Source organism: Enterobacter cloacae complex sp. 382A5 (assembly GCF_050031095.1).
Lineage (GTDB): Bacteria > Pseudomonadota > Gammaproteobacteria > Enterobacterales > Enterobacteriaceae > Enterobacter > Enterobacter cloacae.
In genome coordinates this window covers 4,665,077-4,688,195 of sequence record NZ_JBLGVK010000001.1, presented here as the reverse complement: position 1 = coordinate 4,688,195, position 23,119 = coordinate 4,665,077, and the positions used below count along the sequence as shown (strand labels likewise).

Sequence of the window (23,119 nt, the reverse complement as noted above, 5' to 3'; positions counted from 1 at the left end):
GTGCAGATTACTCCATTCCCAGCTCTTTAAGCTTACGCGTCAGGGTATTACGTCCCCATCCCAGCAGGCGGGCTGCTTCCTGTTTATGGCCCTGCGTATGACGAAGCGCGGTGGTTAACAGCGTGCGTTCCATCTCCGGCTGCGCCTCAGAGAGCAAATTTTGATGACCGGAACGCAGCGCGCGATCGGCCCACTGCGCCAGCAGCGTCGCCCAGCTGTCCGGCAGCGCATGGCCCGTACTGCTTTCAGGGGCGGTCGCTTCAAACAGCTCAGCCGGCAGATCCTGAATCAAGACCTCCTGTCCGGCGGCCATGACGGTGAGCCAGCGACAGGTATTTTCCAGCTGACGCACGTTACCCGGCCAGGCCAGGCGGGTGAGGGCGGCATCGGTTTCCGGGTGAAGCTGTTTGGCTTCTACGCCCAGTTCACGCGCGGCGACCTGCAGGAAGTGACGCGCCAGGCGAGGGATATCTTCGCGACGTTCACGTAGCGGCGGTAGATGGACGCGGATGACGTTCAGGCGATGGAATAAATCCTCACGGAATTTTCCCTCCTGCACGCGTTGCTCCAGGTTCTGGTGTGTCGCGGCAATAATGCGTACATCCACTTTCACCGGCGCATACCCGCCCACGCGATAAAACTGTCCGTCGGCCAGCACGCGCAGAAGACGGGTCTGAACATCCAGCGGCATATCGCCAATTTCATCCAGAAATAATGTCCCCCCGTCAGCCTGTTCGAAGCGGCCCTGACGAATGGTATTTGCCCCGGTAAAGGCGCCTTTTTCATGGCCGAACAGTTCGGATTCAATCAAATCTTTCGGGATAGCCGCCATATTCAGGGCGATAAACGGCGCTTTTGCCCGCGGGCTATGGCGATGTAAGGCGTGCGCGACCAGCTCTTTACCGGTGCCCGATTCGCCATTAATCAGTACGCTGATGGACGAACGCGACAGACGGCCAATAATGCGAAACACATCCTGCATCGCCGGTGCTTCGCCAATGATGTCCGTGGTAGGGCCGAAATCGGGCGCATTACGGGGCTGTTGCTGCTCCTGGTAATGGCTAATGGCGCGCTCAACCAGCGCGACCGCTTCGTCGATATCAAACGGCTTGGGCAGGTAGTCGAATGCCCCTTGCTGATAGGCGCTAACGGCGGCATCCAGATCGGAGTGTGCCGTCATTATGATGACCGGAAGCATAGGGTGGCGTTGTTTGATCTGCTTTAAAAGCGCCAGCCCGTCCATACCCGGCATACGAATATCCGACAGCAGAACATCCGGCGTTTTGGTGGTGAGTGCGTCGAGCACTTCGCTGCCGCTCTCAAACGTCGTGCAGCTTAATCCCGCCCCTGTGAGCGCGCGTTCAAGCACCCAACGGATGGAGCTATCGTCATCGACTACCCAGACTATCCCTCGTTGCATAAACGTCACCTTTATTTTTTAATCGGCAGGAAAACCGAAAACTCGGTATGTCCCGGCCAACTGGTAAATTCAATTTTTCCAGAGTGTTGATCGATCAAACTGCGGGCAATGGATAATCCCAGCCCGGTACCGCCTTCGCGACCGCTGACCATCGGGTAGAACAGGGTGTCCTGCAGATGAGATGGGATCCCCGGCCCGTTGTCCTCAACGTCGATGCGTGCCGCCAGCCGATAGCGCACGCCATGCAAGGTGAGCTGGAATGCGGTTCGGGTACGCAAAATGATTTCGCCGCCTTCCGGTCCCAGAGCCTGCAGCGCATTACGCACAATATTCAGCAGGACCTGCTCAATCTGGTCCGGATCGTGCGCCAGTTCCGGCAGGCTGGGGTCATAATCACGCACCAGCGTAACGTTCTCCGGCAGCTCCATTGAGACGAGCTTCACCACCCGTTCAGCCACTTTATGAATGCTTTCTGTGACGTGCATACCCGGCTGTTGCGGCCCGAGCAGGCGGTCAACCAGGTTACGCAGACGGTCGGCCTGCTCAATGATGACGTTGGTATACTCCGCCAGCGCAGGGTCCGGCAGCGCTTTGGTTAACAGCTGCGCCGCCCCGCGTAATCCGCCCAGTGGGTTTTTGATTTCATGCGCCAGGCCCCGCACCAGATCGCGGGCGGCAATTTGCTGCGCATGCTGAAGTTGCTCCTGGCTCAGTCGGCGCTGATTGTCCATCGGCGCCATTTCGAGCAGGATCAGCCCTTCAGGAAGACGTTGCGCGGTAAGCGACAAAATATGCGAGCGCCCGTCGATCACCAGCGTCACTTCGTTATCGGTGAACCCCTGACCGGCCTGCAGACTTTCCTGCATCAGGCCAATGTTCAGCGAAAAATAGCTCAATAATTCTGGCAGCGGAGTGCCAAACAGTTTGCGTGCGCTTTGGGCGAGCAGTTGCTGCGCCGCCGGGTTGGCGTAATGAACAGCCAGCTCGTCGTCGACCAGCAAAATGCTGTTAATTAACGAATTGAGGATCTGCCCAGCATCGGGCAGCGTGCCAGTTGCCATTCAGCAGTCTCCTGGAGTTGGTTGCACTAATTTAGTGCAGTATAGCTTTTTCGTCGTAAAAAGCGCGTGAGATCAGGTTGTTGGTGGAGAAAAAAGCCCATCCGGAGATGGGCTGAAAGTTTCCACGGCAACAAAAAAAAAAGCTTTCGGGGCCGCGCCTGAAGGGTGGCGCGAAACCCGTTGTAACTTAAACGCTGTAGTACAGTTCGAATTCAACCGGATGCGGAGTCATGCGCACGCGGTCGTTCTCTTCAGTACGCAGGGCGATGTAGGCATCGATAGCGTCGTCAGTGAACACGCCACCCGCAGTCAGGAACTCGCGGTCAGCGTCCAGTGCCTGCAGGGCTTCTTCCAGAGAGCCTGCAACCTGTGGGATCTCTTTCGCTTCTTCTGGCGGCAGGTCATACAGGTTTTTGTCCATCGCTTCGCCTGGGTGGATCTTGTTCTTGATACCGTCCAGACCGGCCATCAGCAGTGCTGCGAAGCACAGGTATGGGTTAGCTGCTGGATCCGGGAAGCGCACTTCGATACGACGCGCTTTAGGAGAAGCCACTACCGGGATACGGATAGAAGCAGAACGGTTACGCGCTGAGTAAGCCAGCATAACAGGTGCTTCGTAGCCTGGGACCAGACGCTTGTAAGAGTTGGTGGTTGGGTTCGCCAGGGCGTTGATCGCTTTAGCGTGTTTGATTACGCCGCCAATGTAGTACAGCGCCTGCTCAGACAGACCTGCATATTTGTCACCAGAGAACAGGTTGGTACCGTTCTTGGACAGGGACATGTGGCAGTGCATACCGGAACCGTTGTCGCCAAACATTGGTTTTGGCATGAAGGTCGCGGTTTTACCGAAACGGTGTGCAACGTTGTGCACAACGTATTTGTAGATCTGAATTTCGTCCGCTTTTTTGGTCATGGTGTTGAAGCGGGTTGCCACTTCGTTCTGACCAGCAGTCGCCACTTCGTGGTGGTGAGCTTCAACTACCAGGCCCATCTCTTCCATCACCAGACACATGGTGGAACGGATGTCCTGTGAAGAATCGACCGGAGGAACCGGGAAGTAACCGCCTTTCACGCCAGGACGGTGACCTTTGTTACCACCTTCGTATTTGGTGGAGGAGTTCCATGCACCTTCGATGTCGTCGATAGCCACGTGGGAGCCAGAGATAGAGGCACCGAAACGAATGTCATCGAACAGGAAGAATTCTGGCTCTGGCCCGAACAGAACGGTGTCTGCGATGCCGGTAGAACGCAGGTACTCTTCTGCACGTTTAGCGATGGAGCGAGGGTCACGGTCGTAGCCCTGCAGCGTGCCTGGCTCGAGGATATCGCAACGGATGATCAGGGTTGGCTCTTCGAAGAACGGATCAATGACCGCCGTGGTCGCGTCTGGCATCAGAACCATGTCAGATTCGTTAATGCCTTTCCAGCCACCAATGGAGGAGCCGTCAAACATTTTGCCTTCTTCAAAGAATTCGGCGTTTACCTGATGAGCAGGAATTGTGACGTGCTGTTCTTTACCTTTAGTATCGGTGAAGCGCAGATCAACAAACTTCACTTCATGTTCGTTCAGCATCGTCAAAACGTGTTCAGCGGACATACTTAACTCTCCAGATTGGTCATTGTCGTCGTGGTAACGAGGTCTTCAACTTCTATCAAGGTGGCTATGAGGCCATCTTTTTGCCGTATTTTTATAAAGCGAAATCTGTGCCAACTTTTAAAACACCCCAAAAAGGCGTTATCATGCGCACCATAGTGCAAAAGTGCTGCACCACAATGGTTATGTTGCACCAGTATAGTGCTTCAGTGTGAACACTGAGCACCATATTGGTGCAATTTTCGTTAAAGTGCCCTTTTTACGCTCCGTGAAAGCGATCACAAAGCATCTCTGCAATACTTGTTTGCGGGGGATGTTTGTGATCCTGTTTTGTAGTGCGATTAATCCGTGTACAATAACGCGCTATTTCTAATGCCTGAGGCAAAGTTGTGATCGAAAATTTGCGTAACATCGCCATCATCGCGCACGTTGACCATGGTAAAACTACCCTGGTTGATAAGCTGCTGCAGCAATCCGGTACGTTTGATGCACGTGCCGAAACTCAAGAGCGTGTGATGGACTCCAACGATTTGGAGAAAGAGCGTGGGATTACCATCCTCGCGAAAAACACCGCTATCAAATGGAATGACTACCGTATCAACATCGTTGATACCCCAGGGCACGCCGACTTCGGTGGTGAAGTTGAGCGCGTGATGTCCATGGTGGATTCCGTGCTGCTGGTGGTTGACGCCTTTGACGGCCCAATGCCGCAAACGCGTTTCGTGACCAAAAAAGCATTTGCCCATGGCCTGAAGCCTATTGTTGTTATCAACAAGGTTGACCGTCCTGGCGCACGTCCTGACTGGGTTGTTGATCAGGTGTTCGACCTGTTCGTTAACCTTGACGCGACCGACGAGCAGCTGGACTTCCCTATCATCTACGCTTCGGCGCTGAATGGTATTGCAGGTCTGGATCACGAAGATATGGCGGAAGACATGACCCCGCTGTATCAGGCGATTGTCGATCACGTACCGGCTCCGGATGTTGATCTTGATGGTCCTCTGCAGATGCAGATCTCCCAGCTGGACTACAACAACTACGTTGGCGTTATCGGTATCGGCCGCATCAAACGCGGTAAAGTGAAGCCGAACCAGCAGGTTACTATCATCGATAGCGAAGGCAAAACCCGTAACGGTAAAGTGGGCAAAGTGCTGACTCACCTGGGTCTGGAGCGTATCGACAGCGATCTGGCTGAAGCGGGCGATATCATCGCGATCACCGGTCTGGGCGAGCTGAACATCTCTGACACCATCTGCGACCCGCAGAACGTGGAAGCGCTGCCAGCCCTGTCTGTTGATGAACCAACGGTAACCATGTTCTTCAACGTCAATACCTCTCCATTCTGTGGTAAAGAAGGTAAATTCGTTACCTCTCGTCAGATCCTTGACCGCCTGAACAAAGAGCTGGTGCACAACGTTGCGCTGCGCGTTGAAGAAACGGAAGACGCTGATGCCTTCCGCGTATCCGGTCGTGGTGAACTGCACCTGTCTGTTCTGATCGAAAACATGCGTCGTGAAGGTTTCGAGATGGCGGTTTCCCGTCCGAAAGTTATCTTCCGCGAAATCGACGGCCGTAAACAAGAGCCGTTCGAAAACGTAACGCTGGACGTTGAAGAGCAGCACCAGGGTTCTGTGATGCAGGCTCTGGGTGAGCGTAAAGGCGACCTGAAAAACATGAATCCAGATGGCAAAGGCCGCGTACGTCTCGACTACGTGATCCCAAGCCGTGGCCTGATCGGCTTCCGTTCTGAGTTCATGACCATGACTTCCGGTACCGGTCTGCTGTACTCCACCTTCAGCCACTACGACGACGTACGTCCGGGTGAAGTGGGCCAGCGTAACAACGGCGTGCTGATCTCTAACGGTCAGGGTAAAGCGGTTGCGTTTGCGCTGTTCGGTCTGCAGGATCGCGGTAAGCTGTTCCTGGGTCACGGTGCTGAAGTGTATGAAGGCCAGATCATCGGTATTCACAGTCGTTCTAACGACCTGACGGTAAACTGCCTGACCGGTAAAAAACTGACCAACATGCGTGCGTCCGGTACTGACGAAGCAACGGTTCTGGTTCCACCGATCAAGATGACGCTGGAGCAGGCTCTGGAATTCATCGATGACGACGAACTGGTAGAAGTGACTCCACTGTCTATCCGTATCCGTAAACGTCACCTGACCGAGAACGATCGTAAACGTGCAATGCGCGGTGCGAAAGAAGAGTAATACACTCCTCTCTGGTCAACAAAACCCCGCCCTTGTGGCGGGGTTTTTCTTTTTCTACCCTGTGCGTACTTCATAGCCAAACCTTATCTTTCCCGCTACAGTTACTTTTCCACGGCGAGCAGGAGATAAACATGCTTTATATCTTTGACTTAGGAAATGTAATCGTCGATATCGATTTCAATCGGGTGCTGGGCGCATGGAGCGATTTTAGCCGTGTCCCGCTGGCGACGTTGAAACAGAGTTTCGCCATGGGCGAGACATTCCATCAGCATGAACGGGGTGAGATCAGCGACGAAGTGTTTGCTGAACGTCTGTGCCATGAAATGGATCTGCCGTTAAGCTACGAACAGTTCTCCCACGGCTGGCAGGCTGTATTTGTCGCTATCCGCCCTGAGGTTATCGACATCATGCATAAACTTCGCGAGCAGGGTCACCGGGTCGTCGTGCTGTCGAACACCAACCGCCTGCACACCACGTTCTGGCCAGAGGAATACCCAGAAGTTAAGGCCGCAGCAGATAAAATCTACCTCTCGCAAGAGATGGGGATGCGTAAACCCGAAGCGCGGATTTATCAGGCGGTACTGCAAGCGGAAGGATTCTCCGCGTCCGATGCGGTCTTTTTCGATGACAATGCCGATAATATAGAGGGAGCTAACCAGTTGGGTATTACGTCAATTCTGGTGACCGGAAAAGAGACGATACCGAACTACTTTGCGAAGCAGTTATGCTAAAAACCGTTCATCAAAAAGCCACGCACCATACTCGCCCGCTCAGGGCCTGGCTAAAACTCCTCTGGCACCGTATTGATGAGGACAACATGACCACGCTGGCGGGTAACCTCGCCTACGTGTCGTTGCTCTCCCTGGTACCGCTGGTGGCGGTTATTTTTGCCCTTTTTTCCGCTTTTCCCATGTTTGCAGAGGTCAGCCTGCAGCTGCGCCACTTCGTCTTTGCGAATTTTATTCCTGCCACTGGCGATGTGATCCAGAACTACATTGAACAGTTTGTCGCAAACTCCAGCAAGATGACGGCAGTGGGGGCGTGCGGGCTTATCGTCACCGCGCTGCTGCTGATGTACTCCATCGACAGTGCGCTTAATACGATCTGGCGGAGTAAAAAAGTCCGCCCGAAGGTCTATTCCTTTGCTGTTTACTGGATGATTTTAACTCTCGGCCCGCTGCTGGCGGGGGCGAGCCTGGCGATTAGCTCCTATCTGCTCTCCCTGCGCTGGGCCAGCGATCTCAACGGTGCCATTGATAACGTGTTGCGTATCTTCCCGCTGATTTTATCGTGGCTCTCTTTCTGGCTGCTCTACAGTGTGGTGCCGACCACGCGCGTGCCGAACCGTGATGCGGTTGTTGGCGCACTGGTTGCAGCGGTACTCTTCGAACTGGGCAAAAAGGGGTTTGCCCTTTACATCACCATGTTCCCATCCTATCAGCTCATTTACGGCGTACTGGCGGTGATCCCCATTTTGTTTGTCTGGGTTTACTGGACCTGGTGTATCGTCTTGCTTGGTGCGGAAATAACTGTCACTCTCGGCGTATACCGCGAACTTAAAAAAGCAGCAGAAGCTGAAAAACAACAAGAAGCAGACCAACCATGATTGCATTGATACAGCGCGTAACCCGTGCCAGCGTCACCGTGGAGGGAGAGGTGACGGGTGAAATTGGCCCAGGACTTTTAGTGTTGTTAGGTGTCGAAAAGGATGACGACGAACAAAAAGCCAACCGCTTATGTGAACGCGTGCTGGGCTACCGTATCTTCAGTGATGCGGAAGGCAAGATGAACCTTAACGTCCAGCAATCGGGCGGAAGCGTGCTGGTGGTTTCCCAGTTTACGCTGGCCGCCGATACCGAACGCGGCATGCGCCCGAGTTTCTCAAAAGGTGCGGCCCCGGATCGGGCAGAAGCGCTTTACGAGTACTTTGTTGAGCGTTGTCGCCAACAGGAAATGAATACGCAAACCGGACGATTTGCTGCAGATATGCAGGTATCGCTGGTGAACGATGGCCCCGTCACATTCTGGCTCCAGGTATGAGCCAACTGGCGGCGTGGCCGCGGGTAACAAGAGAGAGTACAGCTATGTATCACCTTCGAGTACCGCAAACGGAAGAAGAGTTAGAAGCCTATTACCAGTTCCGCTGGGAAATGCTGCGCAAGCCATTACATCAGCCTAAAGGGTCTGAACGCGACGCCTGGGACGCCATGGCACATCATCAGATGGTGATGGACGAAGAGGGTAACCTCGTTGCCGTCGGGCGTCTGTATATTAATGCCGATAACGAAGCCTCTATTCGTTTTATGGCGGTCCATCCCTCCGTGCAGGACAAAGGGTTAGGTACGTTGATGGCCATGACCCTGGAGTCAGTGGCCCGTCAGGAAGGCGTTAAACGCGTGACCTGTAGCGCCCGCGAAGATGCCGTTGAGTTCTTCGCCAAACTCGGTTTTGTTAATCAGGGGGAAATTACGACCCCGCAAACCACGCCGATTCGCCACTTTTTGATGATTAAACCCATCGCCACGCTGGATGATATTCTCCACCGCGCGGACTGGTGCGGACAGCTTCAGCAGGCCTGGTATCAGCACATCCCTCTGAGTGAAAAGATGGGGGTGCGTATTCAGCAGTACACCGGGCAAAAATTCATTACCACCATGCCGGAAACCGGCAATCAGAACCCACACCACACGCTATTTGCCGGCAGCCTGTTTTCGCTCGCCACGCTCACCGGCTGGGGGCTTATCTGGCTGATGCTGCGTGAACGCCACCTTGGCGGCACGATCATTCTGGCTGATGCCCATATTCGCTACAGCGCCCCCATAAGCGGTAAACCGAGCGCCGTGGCCGATCTCGGCTCTTTGGGGGGCGATCTCGACCGCCTGGCGCGCGGCCGCAAAGCCCGTGTACAGATGCAGGTTGAACTCTTTGGCGATGAAACCCCAGGCGCGGTGTTTGAAGGCACCTATATCGTTCTGCCTGCGAAGCCGTTTGGCGCGTATGAAGAGGGCGGGAACGAGGAGGAATAAGGTTCCCCGATGTTATCGCCGGGCGGAGTTGATCCGCCAGGCGATGTCCCGAAGAACGTCTCGCGCTGATGGACTGACGCCGGCAAGCTGGAAGAAGCCGTGGATGACACCCAGCCAATGCTGCGCTGTGCAAATAACCCCTTGTTCTGTCATATGTTGATAAAGCGCCTGACCCTCGTCGCATAGCGGATCGTACTCGGCGGTAATAATATGTACCGGCGGCAGGCCGTTGAAATCATCCCGCCAGAGTGGGCTGGCTTCAGGGTCCCGGCGGTCTGTCTCTGCCAGGTACATATCATAACCACTCAGCAGCGTATCGCGCGTGATAACGTAGTCCTGCCCATTATGGGTATAACTTGCAAAGCTGGCTGTGGCGTTGAGCATAGGGTAGATAAGGATAAGCTGGGCCGGATTCCACTCTGTTTTAGCCTTGAGCCGCAGCGCGGTGACCAGCGCCAGATGGCCGCCTGCACTGTCACCACAAAGCGTAATCCGGTTTTTATCCACACCGACTTTTTCGGCATGTTGCCAGACAAGCTCCGCCGCTCTCTCTGCATCATCATGCGCAGCGGGGAAGGTATGCTCCGGTGCCAGCCTGTACTGAACCGCAACCACCCGACACTGACCGTAATACGCCAGCTGGCGGAGCTGATTGTCATGGGTTGCAAACCCACCGCTGACAAAACAACCGCCATGGTAGTAGAGGGCACAAGGTAACGTTTCAGAGACATTGAGAGGCGAAAATACCCGAAAGGTAAGGCCATCAATGACAAGCGTTTCAACCTGCACGCGGGTTTCGGTCTCGCCGGCAAGTACAGTGCTGGCAACATATCCGGCTCTCCGGTCATCAATACTCTGCTTACGCGCGCCAGGTCGGCCTGCAGCGATAAAATCCTGCACAAGCCTATCAATACCCTTTTCCAGTGCCATGGTGATGTCCTTTTGCTGTATGTATATACAGATTTATAGCCTGATTTAGTGCAGATGAAAACAGCGAAATCTGAGGATGCGAACGATATGGAAAGCGGCTCGCAAAATTGATTACTCTCGAAAAAATGCCCTTTAACCCTAAATTGATAAGGTGTATTTTGCCTGAAAATTAACCGCAGATGATATACTAAGGTGATATATGAGTGTTTTGGCGGAACTGGATATGGGCAGAATACTGATCGATTTATCTGATGACGTGATTCAACGGCTGGATAACCTCAAGCAACTGCGAAATCAGCCGCGCGCTGAGCTGCTACGGGAGGCGATAGAGCAGTATCTCGACCAGCAGAGTTCGTCTGTTATCCGCGGTGCGCTTGGCTTGTGGGGAGACAAGAAAGAAGACGGGCTGGAGTATGAACGTAAGCTGCGTGAGGAATGGTGATCATGAATAATATGGCCGTGTTTGATACCAATATTCTCATTGATCTCTTCAACAACCGTGTCGAAGCTGCGGATGCGATTGATCATGCCGCGTCACATCGAGCCATTAGCTTAATTACCTGGATGGAGGTGATGGTGGGCGCACGCAGGCATGGTCATGAAGCGAAAACGGCAGCCGTGATGGGCGCTTTCGAAATTATTGATGTGTCTCGGGATATCGCGGAAAGAAGCGTTTTACTGCGTGAAAAGCATGGAATGAAACTGCCTGATGCCATCATTCTGGCCACAGCCCAGAGCAGAAAATGTCCGTTGTTTTCTCGAAATACGAAAGATTTTTCGGGTATTGATGAGGTCGTTACGCCTTATCAACTGTAGGCCGGGCAAGCTTGCGCCGCCCGGCACTATTACAGGAGATTACTCCCCTTCACCCGGGAACAGGAACGGGTTGATAGAGCTACGGGCAAAGCCCTCCTGCTCCATTTTGGCGTCCAGAATCAGCGAGGCGAGATCGTCAGCCACCGCTTCAACTTTCGGGTCTTTTTCCTGATACAGAATCTTCAGATACGTACCGCAATCGCCGCAACTTTCGGCTTTTACCGCCGCGTCTTCATTTTCCAGCGACCAGTAGTTCAGATCGCGGGTCTGCTCGCAGTTGCTGCACTTCACGCGCACCACATGCCACTCTGTTTCACACAGGTTGCAATGCAGGTAGCGCAGCCCCTGGGTGGTGCCGATCTGTACCATGCTGGAGACTGGCATTGAGCCACACACCGGACAGAACTGGCGCGCTTCGCCGTATTCGGCGCGCGCTTTACCAGGGATCAGGCTGGCCATTTGCGCCCAGTAGAGCGACAGCGCAGCCCAGATAAACGGCGCTTTATCGCTGCTGACCAGCGAGAAGTCAGAGGCAAACAGCGCGCTCGCCATCTCTTCCAGCTCCTGATCGGAGGCTTTTTCCAGGTTCTCAATGACCGCCAGCGCGGTGCCGCTCATCTCGGGCTTCAGCTCGGCAATCAGAGAATGCAGCAGCTTATGCCAGTGCTTGTCACGCGGCAGGACGTGAATATCCAGCGGCGGCTTGCCCTGCTCACTGGCTTCTTTGATGCGCGCAGTCAGATCCATTTGCAGCGGGTGGTCGTACAGCACCACTTCCTGCGCATGGGCAACCAGCGCGGCAAAACGCAGAAAATCGCCCAGCGGGTTGTTCTCTGCCAGCTCGCGCAGGCGCTCTGCACGGCGGTTGTAGAGGTTCTTGAGTCTGGGGAATAACAACGGCGGAATATATTCCGCCGTGCGTTTCTCGCTCGACCCCAGCTCATCTTGCGGGATTATGCGAATACTCATTCAGTTTTCTTTTCCGTTGTCTTTCGGACTTCACGGTACCAACGCGGGTGATGTTTCTTCGCCCACGTTTTGGTTACCCATCCTTCCACCATCGCGGTAATGGTGCCTTTCACCCAGAGGGCGGCGTAAATATGCACCATGATAACCACAATTAACGCCACTGCGGCAAATGAATGCAGCATCAGCGCGAATCGGATCACCGGGATTGAGAAAGCAGGCGCAAAGTACGGACGCCAGATGATCACGCCGCTCACCAGCAACAGGACCAGGAAGATAATCGCCGCCCAGAATACGCACTTCTGGCCGAAGTTATAACGCCCGGTGTCACCCACTTCCTCGTTGACGACGATCTTACGAATATTCTTCGCCCAAAAGATATCATCCCGATTGATTAGGTTATGGTGCCAGTAACGGAAAAACATGATGATAAACGAGGCAAACATCACCACACCCACGAACGGGTGAAGGATGCGCGCCAGCTGTGGCGTACCCAGTATCTGCATCAGCCAGTTGAAGGACGGGAAGAAGAACCCCAGCCCGCTTATCGCCGCCAGCATAAAGCAGAAGGCGGTGACCCAGTGGTTGATGCGTTCCGGCGCGGTGTAGCGCACGATGGTGTCACGTTTTTTCATTTGCGCACCTCGTCTTTCTCTTCATGCAGGTTATCGTCTTCCTCTTCCGCGCGGTTCGGACCAACACCGACGTAGTGGAAGATGCTCGCTGCGAAGGTGGCAGCAAAACCGACCGCTGCCAGCGGTTTCCAGATGCCTTTCCAGAACTTCACGGTGGCGCTGATTTCCGGGTTCTCCGGCAGGCCGTGATACAGATTCGGCTTGTCGGCATGGTGCAACACGTACATCACGTGCGTACCGCCCACACCGGCCGGATCGTACAGGCCAGCGTTATCGTAACCACGGGTTTTCAGTTCACCCACGCGTTCGGCCGCCAGCGTTTTCATATCCTCTTTGGAGCCAAAGTGGATGGCGCCGGTTGGACAGGTTTTCACGCAGGCTGGCTCCTGGCCAACGTTCACGCGGTCAACGCACAGCGTACATTTGTAGACGCGGTTGTCTTCCGGGTTCAGTCGCGGCACGTCAAACGGGCAGCCCGCGATGCAGTAGCCGCAGCCGATGCACTGCTCGGACTGGAAGTCGACAATGCCGTTGGCATACTGAATGATAGCCCCTTCTGACGGACACGCCTTCAGGCAGCCCGGATCCGCACAGTGCATACAGCCATCTTTGCGGATAAGCCATTCCAGTTTGTCGTTCTGCTCCACTTCAGAGAAACGCATTACCGTCCAGGACTTGGCGGTCAGGTCGGCCGGGTTGTCGTACACCCCGACGTTGTGACCCACTTCGTCACGGAGGTCGTTCCACTCTGAACAGGCCACCTGACAGGCTTTACAGCCGATACAGGTGGTAACGTCGATAAGCTTCGCCACTTCCTGCTGGTGGTCCCGCGCCTGAGGCGCGGGCGTGAAACCGTTAGTCGCGGAACGACGAATAATGTCCTGAGATTGATAAGCCATAAGTCGTCTCCGTTACACCTTTTCCACGTTCACGAGGAAGGCCTTAAACTCCGGCGTCTGCGTGTTCGCATCACCGACGAATGGCGTCAGGGTGTTCGCAATGAACCCTTTCTTCGCCACGCCCTCATAACCCCAGTGAATCGGAATACCGATGGTATCCACCTGCTGACCGTGAACGTTCAGCGTGCGAATACGCTTGGTCACTACCGCCTTGGCCTTGATATAGCCACGGTTAGAGGAGACCTTCACGGTATCGCCATGGGCAATGCCGAGCTTGTTCGCCAGCTTCTCGCCGATCTCCACAAACTGTTCCGGCTGCGCGATGGCGTTAAGCAGCGCGTGCTTGGTCCAGTAGTGGAAGTGCTCGGTCAGACGGTAAGTGGTGCCCACATACGGGAACTTGTCTTTTTTACCCAGCGCTTCAAAGTCGCCCTTAAAGATACGGGCAGCCGGGTTAGAGACCACGTTCGGGTGCAGCGGGTTAGTACCCAGCGGCGTTTCAAACGGCTCGTAGTGTTCCGGGAACGGCCCTTCCGCCATTTTATCGATGGCAAACAGGCGTCCCATCCCTTCAGGCTGCATGATAAACGGCCCGACATCGCTGCCTGGTGCGGCAGTGCTGTAGTCCGGAATATCCACGCCGCCCCATTTCGCGCCGTCCCATTTCAGAAGCTGACGCTTCGGATCCCACGGGTTACCCTGCGGGTCAGCGGAGGCACGGTTATAGAGAATGCGGCGGTTAAGCGGCCATGCCCAAGCCCAGCCCAGCGTATTGCCAAGGCCCGATGGGTCAGCGTTATCGCGGTTGGCCATCTGGTTGCCTTTCGGCGTCCAGCTACCGGTAAAGATCCAGCAACCGCTTGAGGTGGTGCCGTCATCACGCAGGTGCGCGAAGGTGCTGAGCTGATCGCCTTTTTTCGCCAGCACGGTACCGGTGGCCGGGTCGATAACGTCCGCCAGCGCCTTACCGTTGCTCTCCATCGCCACTTCTTCCGGGGATGGATTCTCCGGCGTCGAGTAGTTCCAGGTCATGTTCAGAACCGGTTCCGGGTTCGCGCCGCCTTCTGCCGCGTACATCTTACGCAGGCGTAAGAAGATACCGGCCAGGATCTCGCCGTCGTTCATGGCGATGCCCGGGGCGTCCGCACCTTTCCAGTGCCACTGCAACCAGCGGCCAGAGTTGACGATAGAACCGTTCTCTTCCGCGAAGCAGGTTGATGGCAGACGGAATACTTCGGTCTGAATTTTTGACGGATCGACGTCGTTCGATTCACCGTGGTTCTGCCAGAAGGTCGAGGTCTCGGTGTTGAGCGGGTCGATGGTAATCAGGAACTTCAGTTTCGACAGAGACTCGACAACCTTGTTCTTGTTCGGGAACGAGGCGACCGGGTTAAAGCCCTGGCAAATGTAGCCGTTGACCTGACCCTGGTGCATCATCTCGAAGTACTGCAGCACGTCGTAACCTTTGTCCCACTTCGGCAGCCAGTCAAAGCCCCAGCTATTTTCCGCCGTCGCTTTGTCGCCGTAGAAGGCTTTCATCAGCGAGACGAAGAACTTCGGATAGTTGCCCCAGTAGTTCACCTGGCCTTCAAGCAGCGGTTTTGGCGTGCTGGCTGTCAGGTAGGTTTGCAGGTCCGGTTGTTTCTCGCTTGGCAGGTTCATATAACCTGTCAGGCTTTGTGACAGCAGGCCGAGGTCGGTCAGACCCTGAATGTTGGAGTGACCGCGCAGGGCGTTCACGCCGCCGCCTGCCATCCCCATGTTGCCGAGCAGCAGCTGAACCATCGCCATGGTACGGATGTTCTGCGCACCAATGGAGTGTTGCGTCCAGCCGAGGGCATACAGGAACGACGCGGTTTTGTCTTTCGCGCTGGTTTCGGCGATAAGCTCGCAGACCTTCAGGAAGTCAGCCTTTGGCGTACCACAGATGTTCTCAACAACGTCCGGCGTATAGCGGGAAACGTGCTCTTTCAGCAGGTTCCACACGCAGCGCGGGTGTTGCAGGGTGGTGTCGCGCTTCGCAAAGCCGTTCTCGTCCAGCTCGTAGTTCCAGCTGGTTTTGTCGTACTTGCGTTTTTCGGCGTCGTAACCGCTGAACAGACCATCTTCGAAGTGGTAATCCTCACGCACGATCAGGCTGGCGTTGGTATAGGCTTCGGTGTATTCGCGGTTATATTTTTCGTGAGTCATCAGGTACAGCAATACGCCTGACAGGAAAGTGATGTCAGTACCTGAACGAATAGGGGTGTAGAAATCCGCCACTGACGCTGTACGCGTAAAGCGGGGATCGATCACAATCAGTTTCGCACCGTTGTGGATTTTGGCTTCCATCGCCCAGCGGAACCCGACAGGGTGCGCTTCAGCGGCGTTACCGCCCATCACCACAATGAGGTTGGCGTTCTTGATGTCGACCCAGTGGTTGGTCATCGCACCGCGACCAAATGTTGGAGCAAGACTTGCTACCGTTGGTCCGTGTCAGACACGCGCCTGGTTGTCGACCGCGAGCATACCGAGTGCGCGCGTGAATTTCTGAGTTAAATAGCCGGTTTCGTTACTGGAAGCCGATGCACACAGCATCCCGGTGGAGAGCCAGCGGTTGACCGTCACGCCGTCGGCGTTCTTCGCAATAAAGTTGGCATCGCGGTCTTCTTTAATCAGTTTAGCGATGCGGTCAAATGCTTCTTCCCAGCTGATTTGCTGCCATTTATCAGAGCCAGGCGCGCGATATTCCGGGAATTTCAGACGGCTTTCGGAGTGGATAAAGTCCACCAGACCGGCCCCTTTCGGGCACAGCGCGCCGCGGTTGACCGGGTGGTCCGGGTCGCCTTCGATGTGGAAGATAGACGCTTTGGCGTTTTTAGCACCGTCGCCGAGGCTATACATTAACAGCCCGCAACCGACAGAGCAGTACGTACAGGTATTACGGGTTTCACGGGTGCGCAGCAGTTTATACTGCCGCGTTTCCGCCAGCGCTACGCCAGGCGCAAAGCCCAGTGCCGCTGCCGTGGTGCCTGCCATACCGCCAGCGCAGATCTTAAAGAACTGCCTTCTGCTGACCTGCATGGGTCACTCCTTGTTTCGACATTGCTTACATATGTAGTTTTGACTTCGCGGTTGAATAATGACCGCAAAGGAGAAAAATTTGCGTTAATCCCTCATTTCTCCGGGGGATATCACCAGAATACCACAATGTCGGTACGCCTGTTCCAATGGCGTTAATACAAAGTGAACGTATTATCACCGTGTTGATTATAAAATGTGATATCAATCACATTATTAACCCCGCATGTTACAGGGGTGTAGCATGGCGCCGGTTGCACCTCTCCAGAATGAGTAGGTAAACTTGAGGCGGTTGGGTGCTGAAAAGTTGATCCATACTATGCGTAAGGCCTGTGGTTTATGCTGCAATAGCAGGCTCACCTCCGTGGTTGTTCAGGAAAACCGTTGTGTCTAAACAAAACCGTGCTACCCACTCGTCACCGCTGCCAGCAGGCATTGTGGAGCTGTCGGTACATCGACCCCCTCACATTACCCACGCCACGCCCGATTTTCTGGCGGAAGAAGTCCCCGTCGCCCTGGTGTACAACGGCATCTCGCACGTTGTGATGATGGCGTCGCCAAAAGATCTTGAACTGTTCGCCATCGGGTTTTCGCTCTCGGAAGGCATCATTGCGCATCCACAGGACATTTACGGCATGGATGTGGTTCAGGCCTGCAACGGTCTGGAAGTGCAGATCGAACTCTCCAGTCGTCGCTTTATGGGGCTGAAGGAGCGTCGTCGCGCGTTGGCCGGGCGAACAGGGTGCGGCGTCTGTGGCGTTGAGCAACTGAACGATATCGGCAAACCTGTCGCGCCGCTGCCCTTTACGCAGACCTTCAATCTGGCCAACCTCGACCACGCGCTTGCCCACCTCAACGACGTGCAGCCCATCGGCCAGTTGAGCGGCTGTACGCATGCGGCGGCATGGGTTCTGCCATCAGGCGATATCGCCGGTGGGCATGAAGACGTGGGACGTCATGTGGCACTGGATAAACTGATGGGGCGTCGGGCGCGGGAGAGCGATCTCTGGCAGCACGGCGCAGCGCTGGTTTCCAGCCGCGCCAGCTACGAGATGGTGCAAAAATCTGCAATGTGCGGTGTCGAAATCCTGTTTGCGGTCTCGGCGGCGACGACGCTGGCGGTAGAGGTGGCAGAGCGTTGTAACCTGACGCTGGTTGGGTTCTGCAAACCGGGAAGGGCGACAATTTATACCCATCCGCAGCGATTAATTGTTGATCAGTAATTTTGAATGATAATAGCAAATCCTTCCGCTTTTAGTTGTCGGTCATGAGGTCTAGTATTTATCTCATCAAGGCACGGTGCCTTACCTAAACAACTTAACTAAAGGGTTTATATCATGAAAAGCATCAAAACTTTTGTCGCTGTAATCGCTCTGGCTGCTTCATTCGGTTCTTTCGCTGCACAAACTGTTACCGCCTCTGCCTCCACGCTGGATGGCGCAGAAGCGAAAATCGCCGCTCAGGCTCAGGAAGCGGGCGCGTCCTCTTACAAAATTACTCAGGCATTCTCTGGTAACCGCGTACATATGACCGCTGAACTGAACAAATAATTACGCTACACCGTCGAAAGAGTGCCCCTGGGGCGCTTTTTTAGTTTATGCCCGCCAGACGCAGCAGCGCCGTAACGACCGCCGCCGCCACGATCACCACAATTAACGGCATTTTTCGCCAGGCCAGAAACACCGCAAACGCCACGCCCAGCAACCGCGCCATCCCGGCGAAATGTTCCCCTTCATAGAAGGTGGTCGCCAGCGCCACGGAAAACAGCAACACCGTTGCCGCATCCGACAGCAATGCCTGAGATCGCTCGGACAGCGCCAGTCGGCTACCCAGTTTCGCCCCGCCAAGACGCATCAGATAGGTCCCTGCTGACAGAATGGCGATACCGAGGATAAAGAGGGTCATGTTTTCCATTATTTTTTTCTCGCGGCGAGACCGAGTAAAGAGAGCAGTACCGGTAAGCCCACCGGAGCGAACGGTACGGCGGCCAGCGACAGGGCGGCGCCGCTGCAGGCGCGGATAAGCGTGGTGCGGTTTTTAAACGCCGGAACCACTAAGGCCAGCAAAATGGCCGGAAATACCGCGTCCAGCCCGATGGTTTCCGGGGCCGGCAACAGTTTTCCGACCATGGCACCCAGCAGGGTACCCAGCGGCCAGAGGATGGCAACGCCCAGGCCGCACAGCCAGTAGGCCGTTTTGCGCTGCTCCGGGGTTTTTTGCGACAGCCCAAACACCACGCTTTCGTCGTTCATGATGTGGCAGCCCAAAAAGCTTAAACCGCGTTTACCCACCAGCTCGCGCACCGTAACGCCAAACGGCACATGGCGGGCGTTCACCAGCAGCCCGGCCGCGGCCGCCGCCAGTGGGTTACCCCCGCTCGCCACGATACCGATAAACATAAACTCCGAGGCCCCCGCCAGCACGGTAATAGACAGTACAAACGGTACCCACAGCGGGAAACCGTAGGCCATCGCCAGCGAGCCGTATGACATCCCCACCACGCCAACGGCGAGGCAAACGAGGATAATTGCTTTGATGGTGTCGCCTTTCAGGCAAGAGAGAGAACGTTTCATACAATTTTAGCCATATCGAACGTGTATCCATTATAATGAACGGATCAGATTCGGTTTACAAGATGAACGAATCGTTCGATTTATAGAACAAGAGGCCGTTTATGACGCAGCCAATCAGCGTGATCGCCAAAAGTCTGGTGCGAGAACGCCTGCGAACCGGACTTTCACTGGCGGAAATTGCCCGCCGTGCCGGTATCGCTAAATCCACACTTTCGCAGCTGGAGTCCGGCAATGGCAATCCCAGCCTTGAGACGCTGTGGTCGCTATGTGTGGCGCTGGATATTCCTTTTGCACGGTTGCTGGAGCCGCAGCAGCCGACCACGCAGGTGATCCGCCGCGGTGAAGGCACAAAAGTGGTCGCCGGGCAGGCCAATTACGAAGCCATTCTGCTGGCGGCATGCCCCCCGGGCGCACGGCGCGATGTCTACCTGCTCATCACCCAGCCAGGTGCCGATCGTATTTCCCAGCCCCATTCACCGGGGTCGGTTGAACATATTATTGTGACCCAGGGCCGGGCGCTGGTCGGTTTGCTTGATGCCGCAGAGGTGCTGGAGGCAGGGGATTACATTTGCTATCCCGCCGACGAACCGCATATCTTCAAGGCCCTGGAGCCAGACACCTACGCGCTACTGGTGGCGGAACAAAATTAACCAGGAAACGGAAACGCATGTCGCTTAAAGCTATCGCCAAAGAACTGGGGCTTTCGGTTACCACCGTCAGTCGTGCCCTCAACGGATATGACGACGTCTCCAGCGAGACGCGCGCCCGCGTGGAAGCGGAAGCCCAGCGACGCGGCTATCGGCCCAATACCTTTGCCCGTCGTCTGAAGATGGGCAAGATCGACGCGGTGGGGCTGGTTTTTCCGGTACATCCTGTTCCGCTCAATAACAGCGTATTTATGGACATGGTCGGCGAAATTAGCCATGAACTGGCGCGACATGAAATCGATCTCCTGCTGATTGCCGATGACGATCTGGCCGATAAACACAGCTATATGCGCATGGTGCAAAGCCGTCGCGTGGATGCGCTGATTGTGGCGCACACGCTGGATCACGATCCGCGCCTTGAGCAGCTTCAGGCTGCCGGGTTCCCCTTTCTGGCTCTCGGACGCAGTCAGCTGCCGCAGCCCTATGCATGGTTTGATTTCGACAACTACGCCGGTACGTATCAGGCCACCCGCTGGCTGATCGAAAAAGGCCATCAGCGCATTGCTTTGCTCGGCGAAAGTAACAACCAGGCGTTCATCACCCAGCGTCGCCAGGGGTATCTGGATGCGCTGCGTGAAGCCGGGCTGTCCAGCGAGTGGCTGCGCGCCATGCCGCCTTCCCGCCGGGTCGGCTACGCCACAACAAAAGAGCTGCTCTCTCTGCCGCAACCCCCCACGGCCATCATCACCGACTGCAACACCCACGGCGACGGCGCGGCAATGGCGCTGGCACAGCTTGGCCGTCTAACCGGCGAGAATGCCGTATCGCTGGTGGTCTACGACGGTTTGCCCCAGGACAGCATCGTCGATATCGACGTGGCGGCGGTGATCCAGTCTACCCGTCAGGGCGTCGGGAAGCAGATTGCCGATATGGTGCGCCAGTTGATTAATGGCGACGACATCGACACTCTTCAGGTGCTCTGGCAGCCGGAATTCTCCCCAGGCCAGACGGCGTAAACCACGCAAAATTCCAAAGCCGATCACAGATCCGAAACGTTTTGGTTTGTATCCGAAACGTTTCGGATCAACACTCAGGACATCCCGATGACTGGAGATGTCTGATGCAAGATTCCGTTTTTCGACTCGTAAGCAACACGGTGGACGTGGTGATAAAAACGCACCCGTTTGCCGAAATTCTCTACTGGGGGCCGCACCTTCAGCACTTTTCGCCGCAGGATGCCGCTACGCTCGAACGCCCGGTGGCTAACGGCAGGCTCGACGTGGATTCCCCGGTTACGCTGATGGCTGAACCTGGACACGGCCTGTTTGGTTCACCCGGCATTGAGGGGCACCGGCAGGGGCTGGATGGTTCCCCGGTTTTCAGCACCACGGACGTGCAGCAGCAGGGACAAACCCTGACGATAGCGGCAGAAGATGAACACGCGGGCCTGCGCCTGACCAGCGAGCTGGCGCTGGACGCCAGCGGCGTGCTGGTCGTGCGGCACGGCGTAACCAACCTGAAATCGCAGGCGTGGCAGGTGGATCGTTTTGCCGTCACGCTGCCCGTGGCGGAGCGCGCCCGGGAGGTGATGGCGTTTCATGGCCGCTGGATCCGTGAATTCCAGCCGCACCGCGTCATGCTGGAGCATGACAGCTTTGTGATTGAGAACCGCCGGGGTAGAACGTCTCACGAACACTTCCCGGCGCTGATTTCAGGCACGCCGTCGTTCAGCGAAATGCACGGCGATGTCTGGGGTGTGCATCTGGGCTGGAGCGGCAACCATCGCCTTCGCGCTGAAGCCAAAACCGATGGCCGTCGCTATCTGCAAGCGGAAGCGCTCTACCTGCCAGGGGAGATGGCGCTGGAAGAGGGACAAACGCTCTGGACGCCACGCCTTTATGCGAGCTACTCCGCGCACGGGCTGAACGGCATGAGCCAGCAGTTTCACCGCTACCTGCGCGACAACATCATCCGTTTCCCGGAAAACAAACCGCGTCCGGTCCACCTCAACACCTGGGAGGGGATCTACTTCAACCATGATCCGAACTACATCATGCGTATGGCTGACGAGGCGGCCGCGCTGGGTGTGGAACGCTTTATCATCGACGACGGCTGGTTTAAAGGACGCAACGACGACCATGCTGCGCTGGGCGACTGGTATCTGGATGAGAAAAAATACCCGAACGGCCTGCGGCCAGTGATCGACCACGTCAAAAACCTCGGCATGGAGTTCGGCATCTGGATTGAACCGGAGATGATCAACCCGGATTCCGATCTCTACCGCGCGCACCCCGACTGGGTTCTGGCGCTGCCGGGATACGCGCAGGCGACCGGACGACACCAGCTGGTGCTCAACCTGAACATTCCGCAAGCGTTTGATTACCTGGTGGAGCGCATGAGCTGGCTGCTGGGTGAGCATGCGGTTGATTATGTGAAATGGGATATGAACCGCGAGCTGGTGCAGCCTGGCCATAACGGCAGAGCCGCCGCCGACGCGCAGACCCGCCAGTTTTATCGACTTTTAGATGTGCTGGGCGAGCGTTTCCCGCATATTGAATTTGAATCCTGCTCCTCCGGTGGCGGACGAATCGATTACGAGGTGCTGACCCGCTGCCATCGCTTCTGGGCGTCCGACAACAACGACGCGCTGGAGCGCAACGCTATTCAGCGCGGCATGAGCTACTTCTTCCCGCCGGAGGTGATGGGCGCGCATATCGGTCATCATAAATGCCACGCGACGTTCCGCCAGCACAGCATCGCCTTTCGCGGGCTGACGGCGCTGTTTGGCCATATGGGGCTGGAGCTGGATCCGCTCACCGTGGACGCGCAGGAGCGCGAAGGCTATCGCCATTACGCCGCGCTGCACAAGCAGTGGCGCGAGGTGATCCACCACGGCACCCAGTGGCGCGTGGATATGCCGGACGCCACCACGCTGGCGCAGGGTATAGTGAGTGACGACAGGAAGCACGGGCTGTTTATGGTCAGCCAGCTCGCGATGCCGGATTACACCCTGATGATGCCGCTGCGCATGCCGGGGCTGGACGCCAGCGCGCAGTACCGCATCACGCTGCTCGATCACCCGAATATTCAGATTACGGGAGAGGGCGGGCACACCATGCGCAAGCTCCCGGCGTGGATGAACGCGCCGCAAACGGCGAGCGGTGAGTGGCTGATGCAGGCGGGTATTGCGCTGCCGATTCTCGATCCGGAAACCGCCATTCTGATTGGCGTGGAACGCGTGTAAGGGTGACGGGCCGGGGAGCCGGCCCTCCGTTGAGG

The 23,119-nt window shown here is 55.9% G+C and carries 22 protein-coding genes; 12 read left to right on the top strand and 10 right to left on the bottom strand.

Annotated features, from left to right (window positions below; genetic code table 11):
• Positions 1 to 7 precede the first annotated feature (7 nt).
• From glnG to glnA, 3 genes are all read right to left on the bottom strand, one after another.
• Positions 8 to 1,420, bottom strand: a complete 1,413-nt coding sequence (glnG, locus tag ACQG2G_RS22170) for a nitrogen regulation protein NR(I) (RefSeq protein ID WP_013099377.1) — start codon at positions 1,418 to 1,420, stop codon at positions 8 to 10.
• 11 nt (positions 1,421 to 1,431) lie between these two features.
• Positions 1,432 to 2,481, bottom strand: a complete 1,050-nt coding sequence (gene glnL, locus ACQG2G_RS22165; RefSeq protein WP_008501857.1) for a nitrogen regulation protein NR(II) — start codon at positions 2,479 to 2,481, stop codon at positions 1,432 to 1,434.
• A 187-nt stretch (positions 2,482 to 2,668) separates the two neighbouring features.
• Positions 2,669 to 4,078: a glutamate--ammonia ligase gene (gene glnA / locus ACQG2G_RS22160; RefSeq protein ID WP_013099376.1), complete on the bottom strand. Its 1,410-nt coding sequence runs from the start codon at positions 4,076 to 4,078 to the stop codon at positions 2,669 to 2,671.
• Positions 4,079 to 4,464: 386 nt separating this feature from the next.
• Between glnA and typA the strand changes: the two genes are divergently transcribed.
• The 5 genes from typA to fabY all read left to right on the top strand — a co-directional run bounded on the left by typA (position 4,465) and on the right by fabY (position 9,314).
• Positions 4,465 to 6,288 carry a ribosome-dependent GTPase TypA gene (gene typA / locus ACQG2G_RS22155; protein WP_008501854.1) on the top strand — a complete coding sequence of 608 codons (1,824 nt, stop codon included), beginning with the start codon at positions 4,465 to 4,467 and terminating at the stop codon, positions 6,286 to 6,288.
• A 131-nt stretch (positions 6,289 to 6,419) separates the two neighbouring features.
• Positions 6,420 to 7,019 carry a glucose-1-phosphatase gene (yihX, locus tag ACQG2G_RS22150; protein ID WP_013099365.1) on the top strand — a complete coding sequence of 200 codons (600 nt, stop codon included), beginning with the start codon at positions 6,420 to 6,422 and terminating at the stop codon, positions 7,017 to 7,019.
• On the top strand, positions 7,013 to 7,894 hold the full coding sequence (locus ACQG2G_RS22145; RefSeq protein ID WP_013099364.1) for a virulence factor BrkB family protein: 882 nt from the start codon (positions 7,013 to 7,015) through the stop codon (positions 7,892 to 7,894). The genes yihX and ACQG2G_RS22145 overlap by 7 nt, the downstream gene beginning before the upstream one ends.
• On the top strand, positions 7,891 to 8,328 hold the full coding sequence (gene dtd / locus ACQG2G_RS22140; RefSeq protein ID WP_013099363.1) for a D-aminoacyl-tRNA deacylase: 438 nt from the start codon (positions 7,891 to 7,893) through the stop codon (positions 8,326 to 8,328). The genes ACQG2G_RS22145 and dtd overlap by 4 nt, the downstream gene beginning before the upstream one ends.
• A gap of 44 nt (positions 8,329 to 8,372) precedes the next feature.
• Positions 8,373 to 9,314, top strand: a complete 942-nt coding sequence (gene fabY, locus ACQG2G_RS22135; protein WP_013099362.1) for a fatty acid biosynthesis protein FabY — start codon at positions 8,373 to 8,375, stop codon at positions 9,312 to 9,314.
• Between the two features lie 12 nt (positions 9,315 to 9,326).
• Here the strand turns inward: fabY and ACQG2G_RS22130 are convergent, their stop codons facing one another.
• The gene (locus ACQG2G_RS22130) at positions 9,327 to 10,244 is read right to left on the bottom strand and encodes an alpha/beta hydrolase (RefSeq protein ID WP_248766703.1); all 918 of its coding nucleotides are present in this window, start codon (positions 10,242 to 10,244) and stop codon (positions 9,327 to 9,329) included.
• A 199-nt stretch (positions 10,245 to 10,443) separates the two neighbouring features.
• Here ACQG2G_RS22130 and ACQG2G_RS22125 point away from each other — a divergent pair, with 199 nt between their 5' ends.
• Positions 10,444 to 10,686 (top strand): CopG family transcriptional regulator, encoded by a 243-nt coding sequence (locus ACQG2G_RS22125; protein ID WP_248766702.1) that lies wholly within the window; start codon positions 10,444 to 10,446, stop codon positions 10,684 to 10,686.
• A 2-nt stretch (positions 10,687 to 10,688) separates the two neighbouring features.
• Complete coding sequence (locus tag ACQG2G_RS22120) at positions 10,689 to 11,060, top strand: type II toxin-antitoxin system VapC family toxin (RefSeq protein ID WP_236277121.1); 372 nt, start codon at positions 10,689 to 10,691, stop codon at positions 11,058 to 11,060.
• Between the two features lie 39 nt (positions 11,061 to 11,099).
• Here ACQG2G_RS22120 and fdhE read toward each other — a convergent pair whose 3' ends face one another.
• The 4 genes from fdhE to fdnG are packed head-to-tail and all read right to left on the bottom strand — an operon-like array spanning position 11,100 to position 16,623.
• Complete coding sequence (gene fdhE / locus ACQG2G_RS22115; RefSeq protein ID WP_029882351.1) at positions 11,100 to 12,029, bottom strand: formate dehydrogenase accessory protein FdhE; 930 nt, start codon at positions 12,027 to 12,029, stop codon at positions 11,100 to 11,102.
• Positions 12,026 to 12,661, bottom strand: a complete 636-nt coding sequence (gene fdoI / locus ACQG2G_RS22110) for a formate dehydrogenase cytochrome b556 subunit (protein ID WP_023622447.1) — start codon at positions 12,659 to 12,661, stop codon at positions 12,026 to 12,028. The genes fdhE and fdoI overlap by 4 nt, the downstream gene beginning before the upstream one ends.
• A complete protein-coding gene (gene fdxH / locus ACQG2G_RS22105; RefSeq protein WP_014833793.1) occupies positions 12,658 to 13,560 on the bottom strand; it encodes a formate dehydrogenase subunit beta in 903 nt (300 codons plus the stop codon). Before fdxH ends, fdoI begins: the two co-directional genes overlap by 4 nt.
• Positions 13,561 to 13,572: 12 nt before the next feature.
• Complete coding sequence (gene fdnG, locus ACQG2G_RS22100) at positions 13,573 to 16,623, bottom strand: formate dehydrogenase-N subunit alpha (protein ID WP_165769001.1); 3,051 nt, start codon at positions 16,621 to 16,623, stop codon at positions 13,573 to 13,575.
• Positions 16,624 to 17,006: 383 nt separating this feature from the next.
• Here fdnG and fdhD point away from each other — a divergent pair, with 383 nt between their 5' ends.
• Together fdhD and ACQG2G_RS22090 are read left to right on the top strand one after the other, a co-directional pair.
• Positions 17,007 to 17,843, top strand: a complete 837-nt coding sequence (gene fdhD, locus ACQG2G_RS22095) for a formate dehydrogenase accessory sulfurtransferase FdhD (protein WP_038985305.1) — start codon at positions 17,007 to 17,009, stop codon at positions 17,841 to 17,843.
• A gap of 114 nt (positions 17,844 to 17,957) precedes the next feature.
• Positions 17,958 to 18,170 (top strand): DUF1471 domain-containing protein, encoded by a 213-nt coding sequence (locus tag ACQG2G_RS22090; RefSeq protein WP_013099352.1) that lies wholly within the window; start codon positions 17,958 to 17,960, stop codon positions 18,168 to 18,170.
• A gap of 40 nt (positions 18,171 to 18,210) precedes the next feature.
• Here ACQG2G_RS22090 and ACQG2G_RS22085 read toward each other — a convergent pair whose 3' ends face one another.
• Both ACQG2G_RS22085 and ACQG2G_RS22080 read right to left on the bottom strand, forming a co-directional pair.
• Positions 18,211 to 18,534, bottom strand: coding sequence for an AzlD domain-containing protein (locus tag ACQG2G_RS22085; protein ID WP_094085437.1), 324 nt, complete (start codon positions 18,532 to 18,534; stop codon positions 18,211 to 18,213).
• A complete protein-coding gene (locus ACQG2G_RS22080; RefSeq protein WP_013099346.1) occupies positions 18,534 to 19,193 on the bottom strand; it encodes an AzlC family ABC transporter permease in 660 nt (219 codons plus the stop codon). The genes ACQG2G_RS22085 and ACQG2G_RS22080 overlap by 1 nt, the downstream gene beginning before the upstream one ends.
• 101 nt (positions 19,194 to 19,294) lie before the next feature.
• On the opposite strand from ACQG2G_RS22080, the gene ACQG2G_RS22075 reads away from it, so the two are divergent.
• From ACQG2G_RS22075 to ACQG2G_RS22065, 3 genes are all read left to right on the top strand, one after another.
• Positions 19,295 to 19,843: a helix-turn-helix domain-containing protein gene (locus tag ACQG2G_RS22075; RefSeq protein WP_013099345.1), complete on the top strand. Its 549-nt coding sequence runs from the start codon at positions 19,295 to 19,297 to the stop codon at positions 19,841 to 19,843.
• Complete coding sequence (locus ACQG2G_RS22070) at positions 19,762 to 20,856, top strand: LacI family DNA-binding transcriptional regulator (RefSeq protein WP_255250413.1); 1,095 nt, start codon at positions 19,762 to 19,764, stop codon at positions 20,854 to 20,856. The genes ACQG2G_RS22075 and ACQG2G_RS22070 overlap by 82 nt, the downstream gene beginning before the upstream one ends.
• 104 nt (positions 20,857 to 20,960) lie before the next feature.
• Positions 20,961 to 23,084, top strand: a complete 2,124-nt coding sequence (locus ACQG2G_RS22065; RefSeq protein WP_348596008.1) for an alpha-galactosidase — start codon at positions 20,961 to 20,963, stop codon at positions 23,082 to 23,084.
• Positions 23,085 to 23,119 lie beyond the last annotated feature (35 nt).

Coding starts and splice junctions, on each gene's coding strand:
- glnG (WP_013099377.1), bottom strand. CDS start 1,420: ATGCAACGAGGGATAGTCTGGGTAGTCGATGACGATAGCTCCATCCGT.
- glnL (WP_008501857.1), bottom strand. CDS start 2,481: ATGGCAACTGGCACGCTGCCCGATGCTGGGCAGATCCTCAATTCGTTA.
- glnA (WP_013099376.1), bottom strand. CDS start 4,078: ATGTCCGCTGAACACGTTTTGACGATGCTGAACGAACATGAAGTGAAG.
- yihX (WP_013099365.1), top strand. CDS start 6,420: ATGCTTTATATCTTTGACTTAGGAAATGTAATCGTCGATATCGATTTC.
- ACQG2G_RS22145 (WP_013099364.1), top strand. CDS start 7,013: ATGCTAAAAACCGTTCATCAAAAAGCCACGCACCATACTCGCCCGCTC.
- dtd (WP_013099363.1), top strand. CDS start 7,891: ATGATTGCATTGATACAGCGCGTAACCCGTGCCAGCGTCACCGTGGAG.
- fabY (WP_013099362.1), top strand. CDS start 8,373: ATGTATCACCTTCGAGTACCGCAAACGGAAGAAGAGTTAGAAGCCTAT.
- ACQG2G_RS22130 (WP_248766703.1), bottom strand. CDS start 10,244: ATGGCACTGGAAAAGGGTATTGATAGGCTTGTGCAGGATTTTATCGCT.
- ACQG2G_RS22125 (WP_248766702.1), top strand. CDS start 10,444: ATGAGTGTTTTGGCGGAACTGGATATGGGCAGAATACTGATCGATTTA.
- ACQG2G_RS22120 (WP_236277121.1), top strand. CDS start 10,689: ATGAATAATATGGCCGTGTTTGATACCAATATTCTCATTGATCTCTTC.
- fdhE (WP_029882351.1), bottom strand. CDS start 12,029: ATGAGTATTCGCATAATCCCGCAAGATGAGCTGGGGTCGAGCGAGAAA.
- fdoI (WP_023622447.1), bottom strand. CDS start 12,661: ATGAAAAAACGTGACACCATCGTGCGCTACACCGCGCCGGAACGCATC.
- fdxH (WP_014833793.1), bottom strand. CDS start 13,560: ATGGCTTATCAATCTCAGGACATTATTCGTCGTTCCGCGACTAACGGT.
- ACQG2G_RS22090 (WP_013099352.1), top strand. CDS start 17,958: ATGAAAAGCATCAAAACTTTTGTCGCTGTAATCGCTCTGGCTGCTTCA.
- ACQG2G_RS22085 (WP_094085437.1), bottom strand. CDS start 18,534: ATGGAAAACATGACCCTCTTTATCCTCGGTATCGCCATTCTGTCAGCA.
- ACQG2G_RS22080 (WP_013099346.1), bottom strand. CDS start 19,193: ATGAAACGTTCTCTCTCTTGCCTGAAAGGCGACACCATCAAAGCAATT.
- ACQG2G_RS22075 (WP_013099345.1), top strand. CDS start 19,295: ATGACGCAGCCAATCAGCGTGATCGCCAAAAGTCTGGTGCGAGAACGC.
- ACQG2G_RS22065 (WP_348596008.1), top strand. CDS start 20,961: ATGCAAGATTCCGTTTTTCGACTCGTAAGCAACACGGTGGACGTGGTG.